General features: G+C 70.1%; 11 protein-coding genes. 5 read left to right on the top strand and 6 right to left on the bottom strand.

Going from position 1 to position 15,949, the window contains the following annotated elements; genetic code table 11:
* Positions 1 to 163: 163 nt before the first annotated feature.
* The 6 genes from VGR06_RS41140 to VGR06_RS41115 all read right to left on the bottom strand — a co-directional run bounded on the left by VGR06_RS41140 (position 164) and on the right by VGR06_RS41115 (position 10,080).
* Complete coding sequence (locus VGR06_RS41140; protein ID WP_414637443.1) at positions 164 to 1,705, bottom strand: acyl-CoA carboxylase subunit beta; 1,542 nt, start codon at positions 1,703 to 1,705, stop codon at positions 164 to 166.
* 110 nt (positions 1,706 to 1,815) lie between these two features.
* Positions 1,816 to 2,184, bottom strand: coding sequence for a hypothetical protein (locus VGR06_RS41135; protein WP_327564675.1), 369 nt, complete (start codon positions 2,182 to 2,184; stop codon positions 1,816 to 1,818).
* On the bottom strand, positions 2,181 to 3,191 hold the full coding sequence (locus tag VGR06_RS41130) for an NAD-dependent epimerase/dehydratase family protein (protein WP_327564674.1): 1,011 nt from the start codon (positions 3,189 to 3,191) through the stop codon (positions 2,181 to 2,183). Before VGR06_RS41130 ends, VGR06_RS41135 begins: the two co-directional genes overlap by 4 nt.
* A gap of 56 nt (positions 3,192 to 3,247) precedes the next feature.
* Positions 3,248 to 3,793: a flavin reductase family protein gene (locus VGR06_RS41125; RefSeq protein ID WP_327564673.1), complete on the bottom strand. Its 546-nt coding sequence runs from the start codon at positions 3,791 to 3,793 to the stop codon at positions 3,248 to 3,250.
* On the bottom strand, positions 3,786 to 4,256 hold the full coding sequence (locus VGR06_RS41120; protein WP_327564672.1) for an acyl-CoA thioesterase: 471 nt from the start codon (positions 4,254 to 4,256) through the stop codon (positions 3,786 to 3,788). Before VGR06_RS41120 ends, VGR06_RS41125 begins: the two co-directional genes overlap by 8 nt.
* Before the next feature lies 1 nt (position 4,257).
* A complete protein-coding gene (locus tag VGR06_RS41115; protein ID WP_327564671.1) occupies positions 4,258 to 10,080 on the bottom strand; it encodes a type I polyketide synthase in 5,823 nt (1,940 codons plus the stop codon).
* A 314-nt stretch (positions 10,081 to 10,394) separates the two neighbouring features.
* Between VGR06_RS41115 and VGR06_RS41110 the strand changes: the two genes are divergently transcribed.
* From VGR06_RS41110 to VGR06_RS41090, 5 genes are all read left to right on the top strand, one after another.
* Positions 10,395 to 12,368, top strand: a complete 1,974-nt coding sequence (locus VGR06_RS41110) for a CRTAC1 family protein (RefSeq protein WP_327564670.1) — start codon at positions 10,395 to 10,397, stop codon at positions 12,366 to 12,368.
* The gene (locus tag VGR06_RS41105) at positions 12,365 to 13,336 is read left to right on the top strand and encodes an enediyne biosynthesis protein (protein WP_327564669.1); all 972 of its coding nucleotides are present in this window, start codon (positions 12,365 to 12,367) and stop codon (positions 13,334 to 13,336) included. The genes VGR06_RS41110 and VGR06_RS41105 overlap by 4 nt, the downstream gene beginning before the upstream one ends.
* A 68-nt stretch (positions 13,337 to 13,404) precedes the next feature.
* Positions 13,405 to 14,247 carry an SAM-dependent methyltransferase gene (locus tag VGR06_RS41100; RefSeq protein WP_327564668.1) on the top strand — a complete coding sequence of 281 codons (843 nt, stop codon included), beginning with the start codon at positions 13,405 to 13,407 and terminating at the stop codon, positions 14,245 to 14,247.
* Positions 14,248 to 14,416: 169 nt separating this feature from the next.
* Positions 14,417 to 14,845: a hypothetical protein gene (locus tag VGR06_RS41095; RefSeq protein ID WP_327564667.1), complete on the top strand. Its 429-nt coding sequence runs from the start codon at positions 14,417 to 14,419 to the stop codon at positions 14,843 to 14,845.
* 134 nt (positions 14,846 to 14,979) lie between these two features.
* On the top strand, positions 14,980 to 15,949 hold a 970-nt coding region (locus tag VGR06_RS41090), incomplete at its 3' end, for an ATP-binding protein (protein ID WP_327564666.1).

Below are 15,949 nucleotides of genomic sequence, written 5' to 3'. Positions count from 1 at the left end.
CGCCGGCCAGGGCCCTGGCCGGCGGGCGTGGAATCGAATTCACGATGCGACGAAGGCGTCGTTGGTCACCGTGAGCGTGAAGAAGGACGCCTTCGCCACGGTCGGTCCACAGTGGACGTGTGCCGTGGTTGCGCAGCCAGAAGCCTTCTTTCGGCGTGCGCGATCACATCGGTGCGTTGCCGTGTTTGCGCTGCGGGGACAGCCGCCGTTTCTTGCCGAGCATCGCCAGCCCGCGGGCAATGGCCGAACGCGTCTTCGCTGGGTCGATGATGTCGTCGACCAGACCCCGTTCAGCGGCATAGAGCGGGTGCATGAGATTTTCCGAGTACGTATCGATCAGCTCGGCGCGCAGCCCCGCCGGGTCGGCCGCGGCCGCCAGATCCTTGCGGAACAGCACGTTGACCGCGCCCTCGGCGCCCATGACGGCGATCTCGTTGGTGGGCCAGGCCAGCGACAAGTCGCAGCCGACCGACCGGGAGTCCATCACGATGTACGCGCCGCCGTAGGCCTTGCGGATAATGATCTGGATGCGCGGCACGGTGGCTTCGCAGTAGGCGTACAGCAGTTTGGCACCGTGCCGGATGGCGCCGCCGTACTCCTGGCCGGTCCCGGGCAGGAAGCCCGGGACGTCGACCAGGGTCACCAGCGGGATGCTGAACGCGTCGCAGAACCGCACGAACCGGGCCGCCTTCTGGGAGGCGTCGATGTCGAGCACGCCGGCGAAGGCCAAGGGCTGGTTGCCGACGACGCCCACGACGCGGCCGTCGATGCGGCCCAGCGCGCAGATGATGTTGCGCGCCCACAGCGCGTGCACCTCGATGTAGTCGCCGTCGTCGACGATCTCGGCGATGACCGAGAGCATGTCGTAGGGCTGGTTGGGTTCGGCCGGCACCATTCCGGCGAGGTCCGGGCGCTCGTCGAACTCCGCGCCGCGCGAGGGAAAGCTCGGCGCGGGCTCGAGATTGTTCGACGGCAGCAGGGAAACCAGGTACCGCACGTCGGCGAAGCAACCCTCCTCGTCGTCGTGGACGAACGTGGCGACGCCGGAGCGGCTGCCGTGCACGTCGGCGCCGCCCAACTCGGCGTGGCTGACCTGCTCGCCGGTCACCGCGGCGACCACGTCCGGACCGGTGAGGTACATCTGCGCGATGTCCCGGACCATGAACGTGAAGTCGGTCAGCGCCGGGGAGTACGCCGCGCCGCCGGCACACGGGCCGAGCACGATGCTGATCTGCGGGATGACGCCGGAGGCGGCCACGTGCCGGCGGAAGATGCCGCCGTAGCCGTCCAGCGCCAGCACGCCCTCCTGGATTCGGGCGCCGCCGCTGTCGTTCAGCCCGATCAGCGGGGCGCCGGCCTCCAGCGCCAGGTCCATCACCTTGTGGATCTTGGCCGCGTGCGCCGCGCCCAGCGAGCCGCCGAAGATGGTGAAGTCCTGGGCGTAGACGAAGACCCGGCGCCCGTCGATCGTGCCGGAGCCGGCGATCACGCCGTCCGTGTACGGCTTGTTCTCGCCGATCTTGAGCCCGGACGCCTGGTGCCGGCGGTACATGTCGATCTCGATGAACGAGCCGTCGTCCAGCAGCATGGCGAGGCGCTCGCGCGCAATGTGCTTGCCGAGCGCGCGCTGCCGCTCCACGGCCTTGCGGTCGCCGGCAAGCACCTGCTCGCGCAACCCGTCCAGCTGCGCGCGCAGCATCCGCATGGACCGCTTGCGCGGCCCGGCGGGCTTCGGCGCCTCGTCCGGCAGCGGGCTGTCCACACTGGCCAGTGCCAGCCGGGGAACGCGCTCCTCCACCGGTTCCGGTGTGGTACTCACGACGCCGTGCCTTTCAGCTCGGTAATGGTGGCCTCCGTCTTGGGTCGCCTCGGGTGGTGGGTCGCCGCACCGCTCCTCGGGCAGACCTCACTGTCCAGCTCGGGAATGTTGACCATGGTCTTGGGTCGCCTCAGCAGGTGGGTCACCAGACCACTCCTCGGGCAGACCTCGTTCCTCGGCCTACCCTCGTCGCGGTGGGCCAACTCCCTCGCCCGGCATTCCGCAAGCTCCATGCCGACGTTCCTCGGCCTACCCTCGGTCGGCCAACTCCCTCGCCCGGCATTCGCAAGCTTCATGCCGACGTTCCTCGGCCGATCCTCGTCACGGTCGGCCAACTCCCTCGCGCCGGCATTCGCAAGCTTCATGCCGGCACCGCCTCGCGGATCGCCGTACCGGCCGCCCGCTCGGAGATCAGCTCCTCGGCGTGCAGCCAGCGCACGGTGTCGGTGACCGTCTCCGGCAGCGGCCGCGCCGGGATCCCGTTGGTGCTGGCGGTCTCGTCCACCCGGGTTCGGCATGCCGCGGTGTAGATCGCGCCGTATTCCGCGGGAATCTTCCACGGCCACACGTGCTGCACCAGGTTGGTGAACAGGCCGACGGGCACGACCGACCAGGCCGGGAGGTACACCGCGGGCAGCGCCCGCCCGGTCACCTGGCGCACCGCGCGTAAATAGTCCCTTGTGGACACATAGTGGCCGGGCCCGAAGTGCCGGCCCGGCGCGGAACTGTCCAGCAGCGACGCGTGCAGCGACGCCGTGTCGCGCACGTCGCCGAGCGGGAACCCGCCCAGCGGCCAGATCGGCATCAGGCCGCGCAGCGTGTTGCGCAGCCGGAGAGTCTGGTCGCCCAGCTTCGGGTCGTGCGGGCCAAGCAGCGCCGGCGGGTAGCTGATCACCACCGGCGCGCCCTCCTCCTGGTGCCGCCGGGCGACCGCTTCCGCGGCCGCCTTGCTGGCCAGGTACGTCTCCCGCGGCCGCCCCACCGGCGACGTCTCGTTGATCACCCGCGCCGGGAACAGGGCGCCGACCGTGGACACGTACACGATCGGCCCCGCGCCGGACCGCCGGGCGGCGGCCAGCACGACCTCGGTGCCGCGCTCGTTGGTCCGCCGCATGACCCGTTTCTGCCGGCTGTCGAAGGAGTACACCGACGCCAGGTGGATCGCGGCGTCGGCGCCGCGCATCAGACGGTCCACCCGTATCTCGTCGAGCACGTCGCCGCCTACCACGTCCACCGCGCCCGGCGACACGCCCAGCGGCGTAAGCGCACGCTCTACAGTGGACTCATCGCGGGCGAGCAGCCGAACCCGGTGCCCGGCCGCGATGATCGCGGCGACCGAGTGCCCGCCGACGAACCCGGTCCCACCCGTCACGCTTACCAGCACGAAAACCTCCGAAGGAAACCGCGACAAAGGGCGTCCCATGTCGCCTAGGCACTGCGAGCCGACGGGAACGACCGGTGGAAGCCGCTGCCGAAGAACAGCAGCGCCGGCCCGGAGCTCCAACCGGCGTCCAGCACCCGGCCGAGGTAGATCGAGTGGTCGCCGCCGTCGAACGCCCCGGCCAGCTCACATTCCAGCCACGCAAGCGAACCCGCCAGCAGCGGCGCACCGGTGTGCCGCCCGGCGAACCAGTCCACCTCGTCGAACTGGGCGGCTCCGCTCGGCCGCTTCTTGTTCGCGAAGTACCGCGCGACACCCTCCTGCTCAGCGCCCAAAATGGACACTCCGAAGTGCCCGGCGAGCGGGATGGTGTCGTGCAGCCGCGCGGTGCGCACCACGCAGCACAGCACCAGCGGCGGGTCCAGCGAGACCGAGCTGAACGCGTTCGCGGTCATGCCCGCAACCTGCTCACCACCGGTGGTGAGCACGGTGATCCCGGACGCGAACTGGGACATGACGTCCCGCAGCAAGTCCCCGCTGACCCCACGCGGCTCGCCGTCACCGGACACCAGGTGCACCGGCCGGTCAGACACCTGAACCTCCCATCCGCTGCGCCACCGACGCGGTGATCTGCTTGCTGTACGGCTCGAGTGCCCGCTTCAGGTCCTCCGGCACCCGGGACGGCACGGTGGCCGTGTTCGGCCCGCGCATGCACGCGATCCGCTGCCGCCCGCTGGCCACCAGCTGCTCGTAGCCGTCGGCGAGCTTGACGTAGTCGAACGTGAACTGAATCTGCGTCTGGGTCAGCTCCTCCAGGCGCATCCGCACCGAAAGGTCGTCGAACGCGGTGATCTCGGAGAAGAACTCGCACTCGGCCTTGAGCGTGAACAGCTTCAGATCGTCGCGCAGGTCCTCCAGGACCGAGGGTGCCTTCTCCCGCAGGAACATCTCGCGGCACCGGCCCTGCCAGCGCAGGTAGTTCACGTAGTAGACGTTGCCAACGAGGTTGGTCTCCTCGAAGCCCACCGTGTGACGGATCTCGTAGTATCCGGTCACCTCAGTACTCCTCTCCCGACAAGACGGCGAAGACCACCGGCTCGGGTACATCGTTCAGCGTGGTAACCCACGTGGCGATCTTGGCGTCGCCCGCGGAAAGCAGGACCCAGCCGTCCGGCTCGGACCGCTCGACGGTCAGTGCCTGGCTGGTGGCACCGGTCTTGCGCAGGCACTCCAGCGCGCTCCACACCCTGGTTCCCGCCACATCAAGGGAATCCCCGGTCTCGGTGGCGACCAGGTCGCGCACCGGCACCAGGTCGGCGCCGAGCAGACCGTCCCAGGTCTCCGTGTCGCGTGGCAGCACGGTTTCCACGTCGCAGCCCAGGCGCCCGGTGCCGACCACGGCCAGCGTGACGCCCGCGCCGTGCGAGGCGGACACCGAAGCGCCGTCGATCTCGGGCTTGCCGTCCGGCCGGTGCCGCACCGTGGTGGGCAGCCCGACCGCACGGCCGACCGCGACCTCGGTCTGTGTCCGGCGGTCCGCCGCCGAGTCACCGACCGGGTCGGGCTCGATCACGACCGCCCGGCTGCCGCCGAGCACCCGCTCCAGCGCCCGCTCGACGTAGCCGGACAGCATCGACGGCACCCACGGCCCGCCGACGTCCTTCTTGGCCACCGCCCGCAGGGTCAGGCCCTGCCACCGCTCCACCAGCTCGCCGGCCGGGGTCCGGACGTCGATGTCGTAGGTGTAGCTGTCGCCGTCCTGGAACCGCTCGCGGGCGTCCATGACCACGAACTCGGCGTCCAGCTCGGAAGCCTCGGTCAGGTACAGCTTCTCGACGCCGAGCGGCAGCAGCGTGGCGTCCGGGACGCAGCACTGGATGGAGTGCATGACCGCGTCGCGGGTGCCCGGGTTGGCCAGCAGCTGCTCCTGCGGCAGGTACGCGGCGAACCACTGGTGCGCCGAGCCGGTCGCCAGCTCCGCCACCGCGTGCCGGGCGCTCGCCCGGCGGTAGGCGGACAGCTGCTGGAACCGCTTGCCCTGGAACATGGTCCCGCCGTACAGCTCGCTGACCGGGTCGGTCGGAACCTGCGGCAGCGCCAGCAGGTCGCGGTCCGGCCCACTGTCCTCAAGAGACGGTCGGGGCAGACGCAGCGTGGCGCGGAAGTGGTCGGCGCTGAACCCGGTGTCCTCGGCGCGGATCACGACCGAGACCGAGTCGGCGTCCTTCACCTGCGCGGCCACCCGGATCGTGATGCTCTGGCCCGGCCGGGTCACGACCGGACGCAGGAACTCCGCGTCCTCCAGCGTCGGGGCACCGGTCCGGCCGGTCAGCGCGGACGCGACCTGGGTCATCGCCTCCATGCCGATCACCGCCGGGAACAGCAGGTCGCCCTGGTGCAGGTGGTCGGACAGGTACGGGTCGTTGCCCGCGGACAGTTCCGCCTCGGTGATCAGCTCGACACCCGGGTAGTGCACCAGCACGCGGTCCAGGAACCGGGTCAGCGGCAGCTCGGGCGCCGGCATGGTGATCGTCGGCAGGCCGCCGGAGCGCCCGCTGATCACCAGCACCGGTCCGGCCGACGGGTCGGCCAGCACCCGGCGCAGCACCGCGAGGCCGTTCTCCAGCGAGATCGCCGTGATGCCCTCCCGCTGCAGTGCCTCGACCACGCCGAGCTTCTCGCCCATGCCGGCGCCGGACCAGACCGACCACTCCATCGCGATCCCCCGTGCTCCGGGGTGCTCGCGCTCGAACTTCACGGTCAGTTCGGTCATCCAGTCGTTGGCGGTGGAGTAGTGCGCCTCACCGCGCAGCCCGGCCCGGCCGATGATGCTGCCGAACGTGATCAGCAGCTTGATCTTGTCCTCGTCCACCGCCTCCAGCACGGCTTTCAGGCCGGTGACCTTCGGCGCCAGGGTCTGCTCGAACTGTTCGGCGCCAAGGGAGACCAGCGCGCTCGGCTCGTTGCGCCCGGCGCCGTGCAGGATCGCGGTGACCGTGCCCAGCTCGGCCTGGATCGCCTCGACGGCCGTGGCGATCGCCGGGGCCGAGGTGACGTCCGCGCGTTCGTAGCGGAACCGCACGCCGGCCGCCGCGAACCGCTCCAGGTTCGCCGAGAGCTCCTCGTCCGCGGCCGGGTCGGCCCGGCCGATCAGGCCCAGGGCGGCGCCCGAGTCCTGCGCAATCGCCAGCGCGCACTCGGCGGTGATGCCCTTGCCGCCACCGGTGACCACGAGCACGTCCGCGGCGGTGAGCGGGGTCTGGCCCGGCTCCGGCGTGAACTCCGGCAGCACCTGCCACACCGGCACCGTGCGGGTGCCGTCGTTGGTGTAGCGGACCTCGGTGAACGCGGTGGTGGCCGCCGCCTCGGTGACCACCCGGCTGACCGCCGCCTTGACGGCCTCGGCGTCGGCCGGCGCCACGTCCGGCAGCTCCACCACGGTCACCGGCACGGTCGGATGCTCCAGGTGCAAGGTCCTGGCCAGACCCGAGGCACCCAATTCCCGTTGCACCGCAACGAACCGGGTGCCCGGCGCGCCGTCGGCCGCGGCCTTCGCCGCCGCCAGGAGCAACTCCACGTGCTCCTCACCGGACTCCGGCAGGCACAGCAGCACGCCGTCGCCGATCCCGGCCTCGGACAGCGCCACCTCCAGCAACTCGGCCAGCGGGTGCCCGGACGGGGCGAACAGCGACCAGGTGCCGGCCGGTCCGACGCCGGTGCTCACCCGCGGGGCGCGGGCCGGCACGTAGTCCACCGAGAACGGCCGGACCCACGGCGACACCCCGGGAACCTCGCGGGGCCCGCCGCCGTCCAGCGCGGTGTCGTCCAGGTCGTCGATCAGCGCGGCCAGCTCGCCCAGCGTCACGGTGGCGAAGTTGGTCGTGGCGGATAGCGCCGGGCGGCCCAGCTCGCGGGTGACGTCGTTGACGATCTGGCCGACCGTGATCGAGCTCAGGTGCAGGTCGTCCAGCGGGTGCGTCTCCGGCAGCACCGCCTCCAGCGGCAGCTCGACCCGCTCGGCGGCGAGCTTGCGCAGCAGGTCCAACGTGGACACACCGGACGACTCGCCGTCCGCGGCCGCGCTGTCCTGAGTGGACGATTCGGTCGCCGCGGTCTCCTCGCCCTCCACCGCGTGCCGGCCGGCCTCGATGTTCGGGGCCGCCTCACACGGGCTGGACAGGAACGTGAACGAGCCGTCCAGCGGGATCGGCTTCACCACGCGGTCGGCGAACAGCGCCGCGGCCTCCACGGACGCGCCCAGCGCGAACGCGGCGCCCAGGGCACCGAACAGCGAGCCGAGCGAGGAGTTGTCGGTGTCGACGGCCAGGATCCGCTTCTCCGGCGCGATCTGGGAGACCAGACCGGACAGCACCCGGCCGGGCCCGACCTCCAGCACCAGGTCGGCGTCCGCGACGGCCTTCTCCGCCGCCTCCTGGAAGCGCACCGGCTTCACGATCTGCTCGCGCAGCAGCTGCCGCAGGTCCGTCCCGGGGTCCAGCACGTCACCGGACACAGTGGACACGACGGTCCGGTCCGGCCGGGTGAACGTGAACTCGGCCAGCCGCTCGGCCATCGCGTCCGCGGCCGGCTTCACCAGCGGCGAGTGGAACGCGTGCGAGACGTTGATCCGGGTCGCCTGCAGGCCCTCGGCGCGGGCCTTGGCGATCACCCGGTCCACCGCGTCGACCGAGCCGGCGATCACGGTCTGCTCCGGGCCGTTGAACCCGGCGATCACCACGCCCATGCCGTCGGCCAGCTGCCGCACCCGGTCCGGGTCGGTGGCCAGGCCCGCCATCGCGCCACCGGCCTGGCTGGCCGTGGCCATCACCTGACCGCGGACCGCGGCCAGCCGCAGCAGCGCCTCGCCGCCCAGCGCGCCGGCCCAGGCCAGCGCCGACAGCTCGCCGAGGCTGTGCCCGACCGCCACGTCCGCGTCGACGCCGAGCAGGTGCAGCACCCGCAGCGCGGCGAGCGAGCCGGCGACGATCCGCGGCTGCGCCACCTCGGTGGCGACCTGGTCGCCGCCGGTCGGCACCGCGGCCGAGCGGAACACGTTCTCCGCGGCGGCGAACCGCTTGCGGATGGCGCCCACCGTGCCGCGCCCGGAACCCTGGCCGGGGAACAGGAACGCGATCCGCGGCCGGTCCGGGCTGTACTCGAGGAAAACCCCGTCGGCGGGCGCGAACAGGCTGGTGCTGCCGGCGTCCAGCTCGGTGAGCAGACGGGTGAACTTGCGCTCGGCGTCCTCCTGGCTGCCGGCGACCACGGCCGCGCGGAACGGCCGGCCGGTCAGGTCCTTGGCCAGCGCCCCGGCCACGTCCCCGAGCTCGGCGTAGGACACCTTCGGAATCAGCGCGAGCAGCTCGGTGATCCGCTCGCGGAGCTCGGCGACGCTGCGCGCGTCGAGCAGGAACAGCTCGACATCCTGCCGGCTGGACACCAGCGTCTCCACCCGCTTGCCCAGCTCGGTGCGGCGCCGCTGGCCGGGGGCCTGCTCCAGCGCGATGTGCGTGTTGATGCCGCCGAAGCCCATGGACGAGACACCGGAGCGGATCGGCAGGCGCTCGGGGAAGAGTCCGGCCTCCTTGGGCACGTACAGCTTGGCGTCGTCCTCGAGCAGCGTGGGGTGCGGGTCGTAGTGCCCGGTGCTCGGCGGGATCACCTGGTGGTGCACGGAAAGCGCGGCCTTGATCAACCCGGCGATGCCGGCGGCCGCCTTGCTGTGCCCGAAGTTCCCCTTGATGGTGGACAGCGCCGCCGGCTTCGCGGTCGGGTCGGCCATCCGGCGGGCCGAGTCCAGCGCCTCGAGCTCGGTGGCGTCGCCGACCGCGGTGCCGGTGCCGTGACCCTCGAAGTAGGACACGGTCTCCACGCCGTAGCCGGCCTTCCCGTACGCCTGGGCCAGCGCCTGCCGGTGGCCGGCGGCCTCCGGGCGGGTCAGGCCGCCCTTGCCGTCCGAGGAGATGCCCCAGCCGGTGATCGTGGCGTAGATGCGGCGGTCCCGCGCGATCGCGTCCTCCTCGCGCATCAGCACCACGATGCCGGAGCCCTCACCGGGCCAGAACCCGTTGGAGCCCTTGTCGTAGACCTTCATCTCGCCCTTGGCCAGCGCGCCGGTCTTGGCGAAGCCGATGACCTCGAACGGGTCGATGGACAGGTCCACGCCACCGGCCAGCGCCACGTCGATGTCGCCGTCCGACAACGCCTTGCAGGAGTTGGCGATGGACAGCAGCGACGACGAGCACGCACCGTCCACCGTGTACCCGCCGCCGTGCAGGTCGAAGTAGTTGCAGATCCGGCCGGCGATCGTGTTCGCCAGACCGCCGGCCAGCGTGTCCTCGTCGATCGGCGGGAACGCGGACTTGTACTGTGGCTCGAGGTCCCGCAGAAACGCGTTGAGCTCGGCCTCCGGCATACCCTTCGCGGTCAGCGCGGCGGCCACCGTGCGGCGCACGTACGGCCAGCGCAGGCGGATCACGTTGGCCCGGGAGAACTCACCGGTCAGGGTGTTGCCCAGGACCACGCCCGTGTTCTCCTTGGGCAGGCCCTCGCCGTCCGGGAAGCCGGCGTCGGCCAGCGCCTCCGAGGCCACCTGCAACGCTAGCCAGTGCGTCATGTCCGTGGACCGGAAGGTCCTGCCGGAGATCCGGTGCTTCACCCGGTCGAACTCGAAGTCGCGCAGCACCGCCGCCTTCTTCGAGTAGAAGCGGTCCGGTGCGTGGGGGTCCTCCGAGTAGTAGTCGGCCTGGTTCATCCGCTCGTCCGGAAGCCGCCGGAACGCACGGCGGCCGGCCAGCACGTTTTCCCATAGCTCTTCGGGAGAACCTGCGTCGGGGTAACGCAGCCCGATACCGACAATGGCTATCCGCTCCCTGCTCACACGCCCACACCCTCTAGGTCAGAATACACATGCCGAAATAAGGGGAAGTTGCCTCAGGCCAGGGTGCATCAGCCCGCAGCGGCCCGACCACTCTTGACGTGCGCTCCCCTGACCAGCGGCTCCGGTGTCGGCACGCCGGAAGATGCCTGGGTTCTCCGAAGGTGTCAGCATTCGAAGGAATTTGCCGATCTAACTCCACGGAGACCGCGTTGGGCACTGGCTGGCGCGCGTCGAAACGGCGCGTCTTGAAACCGAATGCTACCGCCGCAGCTCTCAACGCGGCGGCCATTGAATTGTATTGGGAGGTGTAAGCAATGACCGCGACATTAGGTTGGCTGCGCAGGCACCTGCCCGGGGTCGTCGCCGTCGTGCTGGTTGTGGGTGGTTACTTCGTCGTCAGCCTGCCCTCGGTCTCCGCCGAGGAACAGAACACGATGGCCAGCAAGTACAAGTTCACGCCACTGACCATCGCGCTCCCCGCGGCGAACAAGCAACAGCAGATCCGCCGGGTGAACAAGGACTACGAGCACATCAGCGCCTGGATCTCCTCGGTCGGAGCGGCCATCGCGATGAACGACTTCGACGGCGACGGTCTGTCCAACGACATCTGCCTGGTGGACACCCGCACCGACGAGGTCGCCATCACGCCGGCACCGGGCAAGGGGGGCGACCGGTACGCGCCGTTCAACCTCAACCCCGCACCGCTGCCGATGAACGACGTGATGGCGCCGATGGGCTGCGTGCCGGGCGACTTCAACGAGGACGGCCGGATCGACGTGCTGGAGTACCTGTGGGGCCGCACTCCGATCGTCTACCTGCAGAAGCAGAACGTCTCAAAGCTGAGCGCGGACGCGTTCATCCCGGTGGAGCTGGTGCCCGGCAACAACTCCACGAACGGCAAGTACACCGGCACGGTGTGGAACACCAACTCCGCCACGGTCGGCGACTTCGACGGTGACGGGCACCAGGACATCTTCATCGGCAACTACTTCCCCGACGGCAGCCCGGTGCTGGACGACAGCAAGACCGGCGGCGTCACGATGAACCACTCGATGTCGCACGCACTCAACAGCGGCAAGAAGTACATCCTGCTGTCTAAGGACTTCTCCGCCACGACCGCGAACTTCACGTTGCTGGACAACGCCCTTCCCGGCGACAGCAACTACGGCTGGACGCTCGGCTCCTCGGCCACCGACCTGGACGGCGACCTGCTGCCCGAGCTGTACATCGCCAACGACTTCGGCTACGACCGGTTGCTGTACAACCAGTCCACGCCGGGTCACGTCAAGTTCGCCGAGGTGGCCACCTCGCGCACGCCGGACGTGCCGAAGTCCCGGCGGGTCGGGCACGACTCGTTCAAGGGCATGGGCGTCGACTTCGGCGACCTGAACCACGACGGGCTGTACGACATGTTCGTCAGCAACATCACCGTGCCGTGGGGCATCCAGGAGAGCAACTTCCAGTTCATGTCGACCGCGAAGGACCAGGCCGACCTGCGGGCCCAGTTCAACGAGGGCGAGGCGCCGTACAAGGACGTCAGCGCCGAGGTCAGCACCGCGTGGTCCGGCTGGGGTTGGGACGTCAAGATCGACGACTTCAACAACAGCGGCGAGAACGTGATCGCGCAGGCGACCGGGTTCGTCAAGGGTGAGGTCAACCGCTGGCCGCAGCTGCAGGAGCTGGCCACGTCCAACGACGCGCTGGTGCCCAACCCGTACTTCTGGCCCAACGCCAAGGCCGGCGACGACATCGGTGGCAGCCAGACGCTGCACTTCTTCGCCAAGAGCCCGTCGGGTCGCTACGCCGACATCGCGCCGCAGCTGGGCCTGGCCATCCCGGTCCCGACCCGCGGCATCGCCCCCGCCGACGTCGACGGTGACGGCCTGCTCGACTTCGCGGTGGCCCGGCAGTACGCCGAGCCGGTGTTCTACCACAACGAAAGCCCGTCCCCCGGCTCGTCCCTCGACCTGCAGTTGATCACTGAAGGCTCGATGGCGCATGCCGCCGAGGGCTCGCTGGGTGCGCCCGGCTCGCCGGCGACCGGCACCGAGGTGACCGTGACCACGCCGGACGGCCGAAAGTTCGTCAACCGCGTCGACGGCGGCAGCGGCCACTCCGGCAAGCGCAGCCACGAGGTCCACGTCGGACTCGGAAACGTGTCCGGTCCGGTGTCGGTCCACCTGGCGTGGCGGGACAGCAAGGGCCAAACGCACCAGCAGGATCTGCAGCTCAGCGCCGGCCGGCACTGCGTCGAGCTCGGTGGCCAGGCCAAGGAGATGACCAAGTGACCACACCAGCAGTTGCCGCGGCTCCGCGGCACAACCCGAAAGTGATCATCGCGCTCCGCCGGTTCGCGATCTCGATCACCGTCTTCAACATCGTCGGGTTCACCGTGCTCGGCTTCGAGCAGCCGTGGATCTACCCGTTCATCGCGGTCGCCACCGGTTACACCACGGAGATCGTGCTGGAGCTGCTCGGGGCGTGGGCGCAGGGCCGGTCTCCCCGGTTCCTCGGCAACGGCGCCAAGGGCGTGATGGAGTTCCTGTACCCGGCGCACATCACGTCGCTGGCGTTCAACATGCTGATCTACGTCAGCGACCGGGTGTGGGTCATGGTCTTCGGCATCATGCTCGCGGTGAGCGCGAAGTGGGTGCTGCAGGCGCCGGTCAAGGGCAGGATGCGGCACTACATGAACCCGTCCAACCTGGGTCTGGCCGCCGTGCTGGTGCTGTTCCCGTCGTGGATCAGCATCGCGCCGCCGTACCACTTCAGTGAATACATCAACGACTTCTGGAGCTGGTTCATCGTCGGAATCATCGTGGTCTCCGGCACGGTGCTGAACGCCATGCTGACCGAGCGCATGTACCTGATCGCCGGCTGGCTGAGCTTCTTCGTGCTCCAGGCGTTCGTCCGCGGTTGGCTGTTCGACACCGCGATCCCCGGCGCCCTCGCCATGGGCACCGGCATCGCGTTCGTGCTCTACACCAACTACATGGTGACCGACCCGGGCACCAGCCCGTCCAAGCCGTGGCCGCAGTTCGCGTTCGGCGCCGGCGTCGCCACCGTCTACGGCTTCCTGATGGTGGCGCACATCGCCTACGGCCTGTTCTTCGCCACGGCCGCCGTCTGCGCGGTCCGCGGTGGCTTCCTCTGGGGCCTCCACTTCGTGGACAAGGCCCGCGCCAAGGCCGCCGCCGCTCCGGTCGCCCCGGTGGTGGTGGCCCAGCCGCCCACGGCAGCGCCCAGGGCAGCGTGACCCTCTCTTCACAACGGCGGCGCCCGGAACCCTCTTCGGGCGCCGCCTCCTTTTCGAAAGGCTCTGTCATGACAGCGCTACCCGAACCCCTCGCCGCCGGGCAGACACCCGGCATGCAGATCAATACGGAATTGCCGAACCTGGCCCGGATGTACGACTACTTCCTCGGCGGCTCGTTCAATTTCACCGCCGACCGCGCGCAGGCCGACAAGGTGTGCGGCGTGCTGCCCTGCATGACCATGCTGGCCCGGTCCAACCGCGGTTTCGTGCGCCGCGTGGTGCGGTTCATGGTTGAATCGGGCGTCTCGCAGTTCATCGACATCGGCTCGGGAATCCCCACCAACGAGAACACCCACGAGGTCGCGCAGTCGGCGAACCCCGCCGCCCGCGTGGTGTACATCGACAACGAGCCCATCGCGGTCGCCCACGGCCAGCGCATTCTCGCCGACACGCCCGGCACGGCCATCGTGCAGGCCGACGTGCGCAAGCCGGCAGCCATTTTCGGCGACCCGCGGGTCACCGAGCTGCTCGATCTCTCCCAACCGGTCGGCGTGCTCATGGGCGGCGTGCTGGTGTTCATCCCGGACGACGAGGACCCCGCCGGCCTGGTCGCCGCCTACCGCGACACCCTCGCGCCCGGCAGCTACCTCGCCGTCTCCCACCTCGCCCACGACCAGGCCGACCCGGTCACCCGCGGCCAGGTCGACACCATGGTCCAGATCTACCGCAGCACCGGCGAGCACCTCTACTCCCGCGACCACGCCACCCTCACCCGCTGGCTCGACGGCCTCGAACTGGTCTCACCCGGCGTCACACTGATGGACGAGTGGCGACCCGACCGCCAGCACACCGTCGAGTCCGACAGCCCCGCCCGCTGGCTCGGCTACGCCGGCGTCGGCCTCGTGGTATAGATCGACGAAGAGTGCCCTGAAGGTGACCTTCAGGACGCTCAACGACCCGAAGGTCACCTTCAAGGCATTTCACCCCGTAGTCGCGCACCAAGGCCGCCGCCCCTTTGTGCCCGCAACAATGTGGGTACCGTGACCGATCTACGGCACAAAGCGTTGCGGGGAGGACCTGGTGACCGGGCTGGAAGTCGTGGTGGGCATGCTGATCGGCTGGTTCGCCCGCCGCGCCAAGCACGTCGGAGAACAAGTTGACAAAAAGGTCGACGAGGCGCTGGATGCCGGGCTGGAGAAGGTGCACGACCTGGTGGCCGGCAAGCTGCACGACGAGCCCGCGCTGAAGGTCCTCGAAGGTGAGGTCGTCGACAACGGCGAAGCCAGCACCCGCACCCAGGCCCGGGTCCGCCTCGCCCTCGAAGAAGCCGTCGACACCGACAAGGCTTTCGCCACTCAACTGGACGCGGCGGTCCAGGCGGCGGGTGGTCCGACGGCCGGGCCGCAGGGTGTCGCCATCTCCGGCGGAGTGAACGCCACCGGCGGCGGCATCGCGATCGGCGGCGTCACCGGCGGCTCGGTCTCTATGACCCGCGAGGACCCTTCGTAGCCGGCGCGGCCGCAGGGCCACCCGCGTCCGGCACCACCATCGCCCAGGCCGGCTCGGTCTCGATCTACCAGGGAACCGCGCCGCCCGATCCCTCCGCGCGTGTCGTCTCCCCGCAGATCGCCGGTCTGTCCACAGTGGTCGGTCGCGAGGACGAGTTGGCCCGGCTGCGCGGCGAGCTGTGCGCGGGTAGCCCGCCGGTCGTGCGGGTGCTGTCCGGGATGGGTGGTGTCGGCAAAACCAGCCTGGCCCGCGCCTACGCCCAACGACACCGCGACGACTACCGGGTGATCTGGTGGGTGCGCGCCGAAGACCCCGCCGCCGTCGACGCGGAGTTCCGCGACCTGCTGCCGTTCCTGCTCCCGCCCGGCCAGCAGGCCCGCGACATCCCCGACGCCCGCTCCGCGGCGTTGTCGCTGCTGTCCCGCCGGACCGATCCCTGGTTACTGGTGTTGGACAACGTCCCCGACGCCACCGCCGCCAGTGGACTGATCCCCGCCTCTGGCCACGGCCACGTGCTGATCACCAGCCAGGCCGGTCACTGGCCCTCCCTCGACGGAGTCATGCCGATCACGCCGCTGAGCCTCTCCGCGGCAGTCGACCTCCTCACCCGCCTCTCCGCCGACCCGGACCGGGACACCGCCGACACATTGGCGCGCGAACTCGGCCGCCTGCCGCTGGCGCTGGCCCAAGCCGCGTCGTTCGTCCGCGCCAAGGGCATCGACCTCGCCACCTACCTGCGCCTCTACCGGGACCGAGCCGCCGAGCTGCACCAGGAAGAACCCCCCACCGACTACCCGCACACCGTGGCCACAACCTGGCAGCTGGCCATGGACCGGCTCCCACCCACCGCCGCCGCGCTGCTGAACGTGTTCGCCTTTCTCGCCCCCGATGCCATTCCCGTCAGCCTGCTCCTGTCCGCCAACCCCGACACGATCACCCTGCCCGACGGTCTCGCACCGCTGTTGCACCCACTGCTCACCGACGAACTCACCCGCCTGCGCGCTCTCGGCGAACTCCGTGCATTCAGCCTCATCACCTCCCCCGCAACCGGACGGGTCTCCGTGCACCGCCTCATCCAAGCCGTCACCCGCACGCGTCTCGCCG

It is taken from the genome of Actinophytocola sp. (assembly GCF_036002505.1).
Taxonomy (GTDB): Bacteria; Actinomycetota; Actinomycetes; order Mycobacteriales; family Pseudonocardiaceae; genus DASYTH01.
Note: the sequence above shows the minus strand (reverse complement) of the source record. Positions and strands in the feature narration are given on the sequence as shown.

Excerpts from the sequence above, each read along its gene's own strand:
- VGR06_RS41140 (WP_414637443.1), bottom strand. The coding sequence starts at position 1,705 with ATGCGGATGCTGCGCGCGCAGCTGGACGGGTTGCGCGAGCAGGTGCTT.
- VGR06_RS41135 (WP_327564675.1), bottom strand. The coding sequence starts at position 2,184 with ATGAAGCTTGCGAATGCCGGCGCGAGGGAGTTGGCCGACCGTGACGAG.
- VGR06_RS41110 (WP_327564670.1), top strand. The coding sequence starts at position 10,395 with ATGACCGCGACATTAGGTTGGCTGCGCAGGCACCTGCCCGGGGTCGTC.
- VGR06_RS41100 (WP_327564668.1), top strand. The coding sequence starts at position 13,405 with ATGACAGCGCTACCCGAACCCCTCGCCGCCGGGCAGACACCCGGCATG.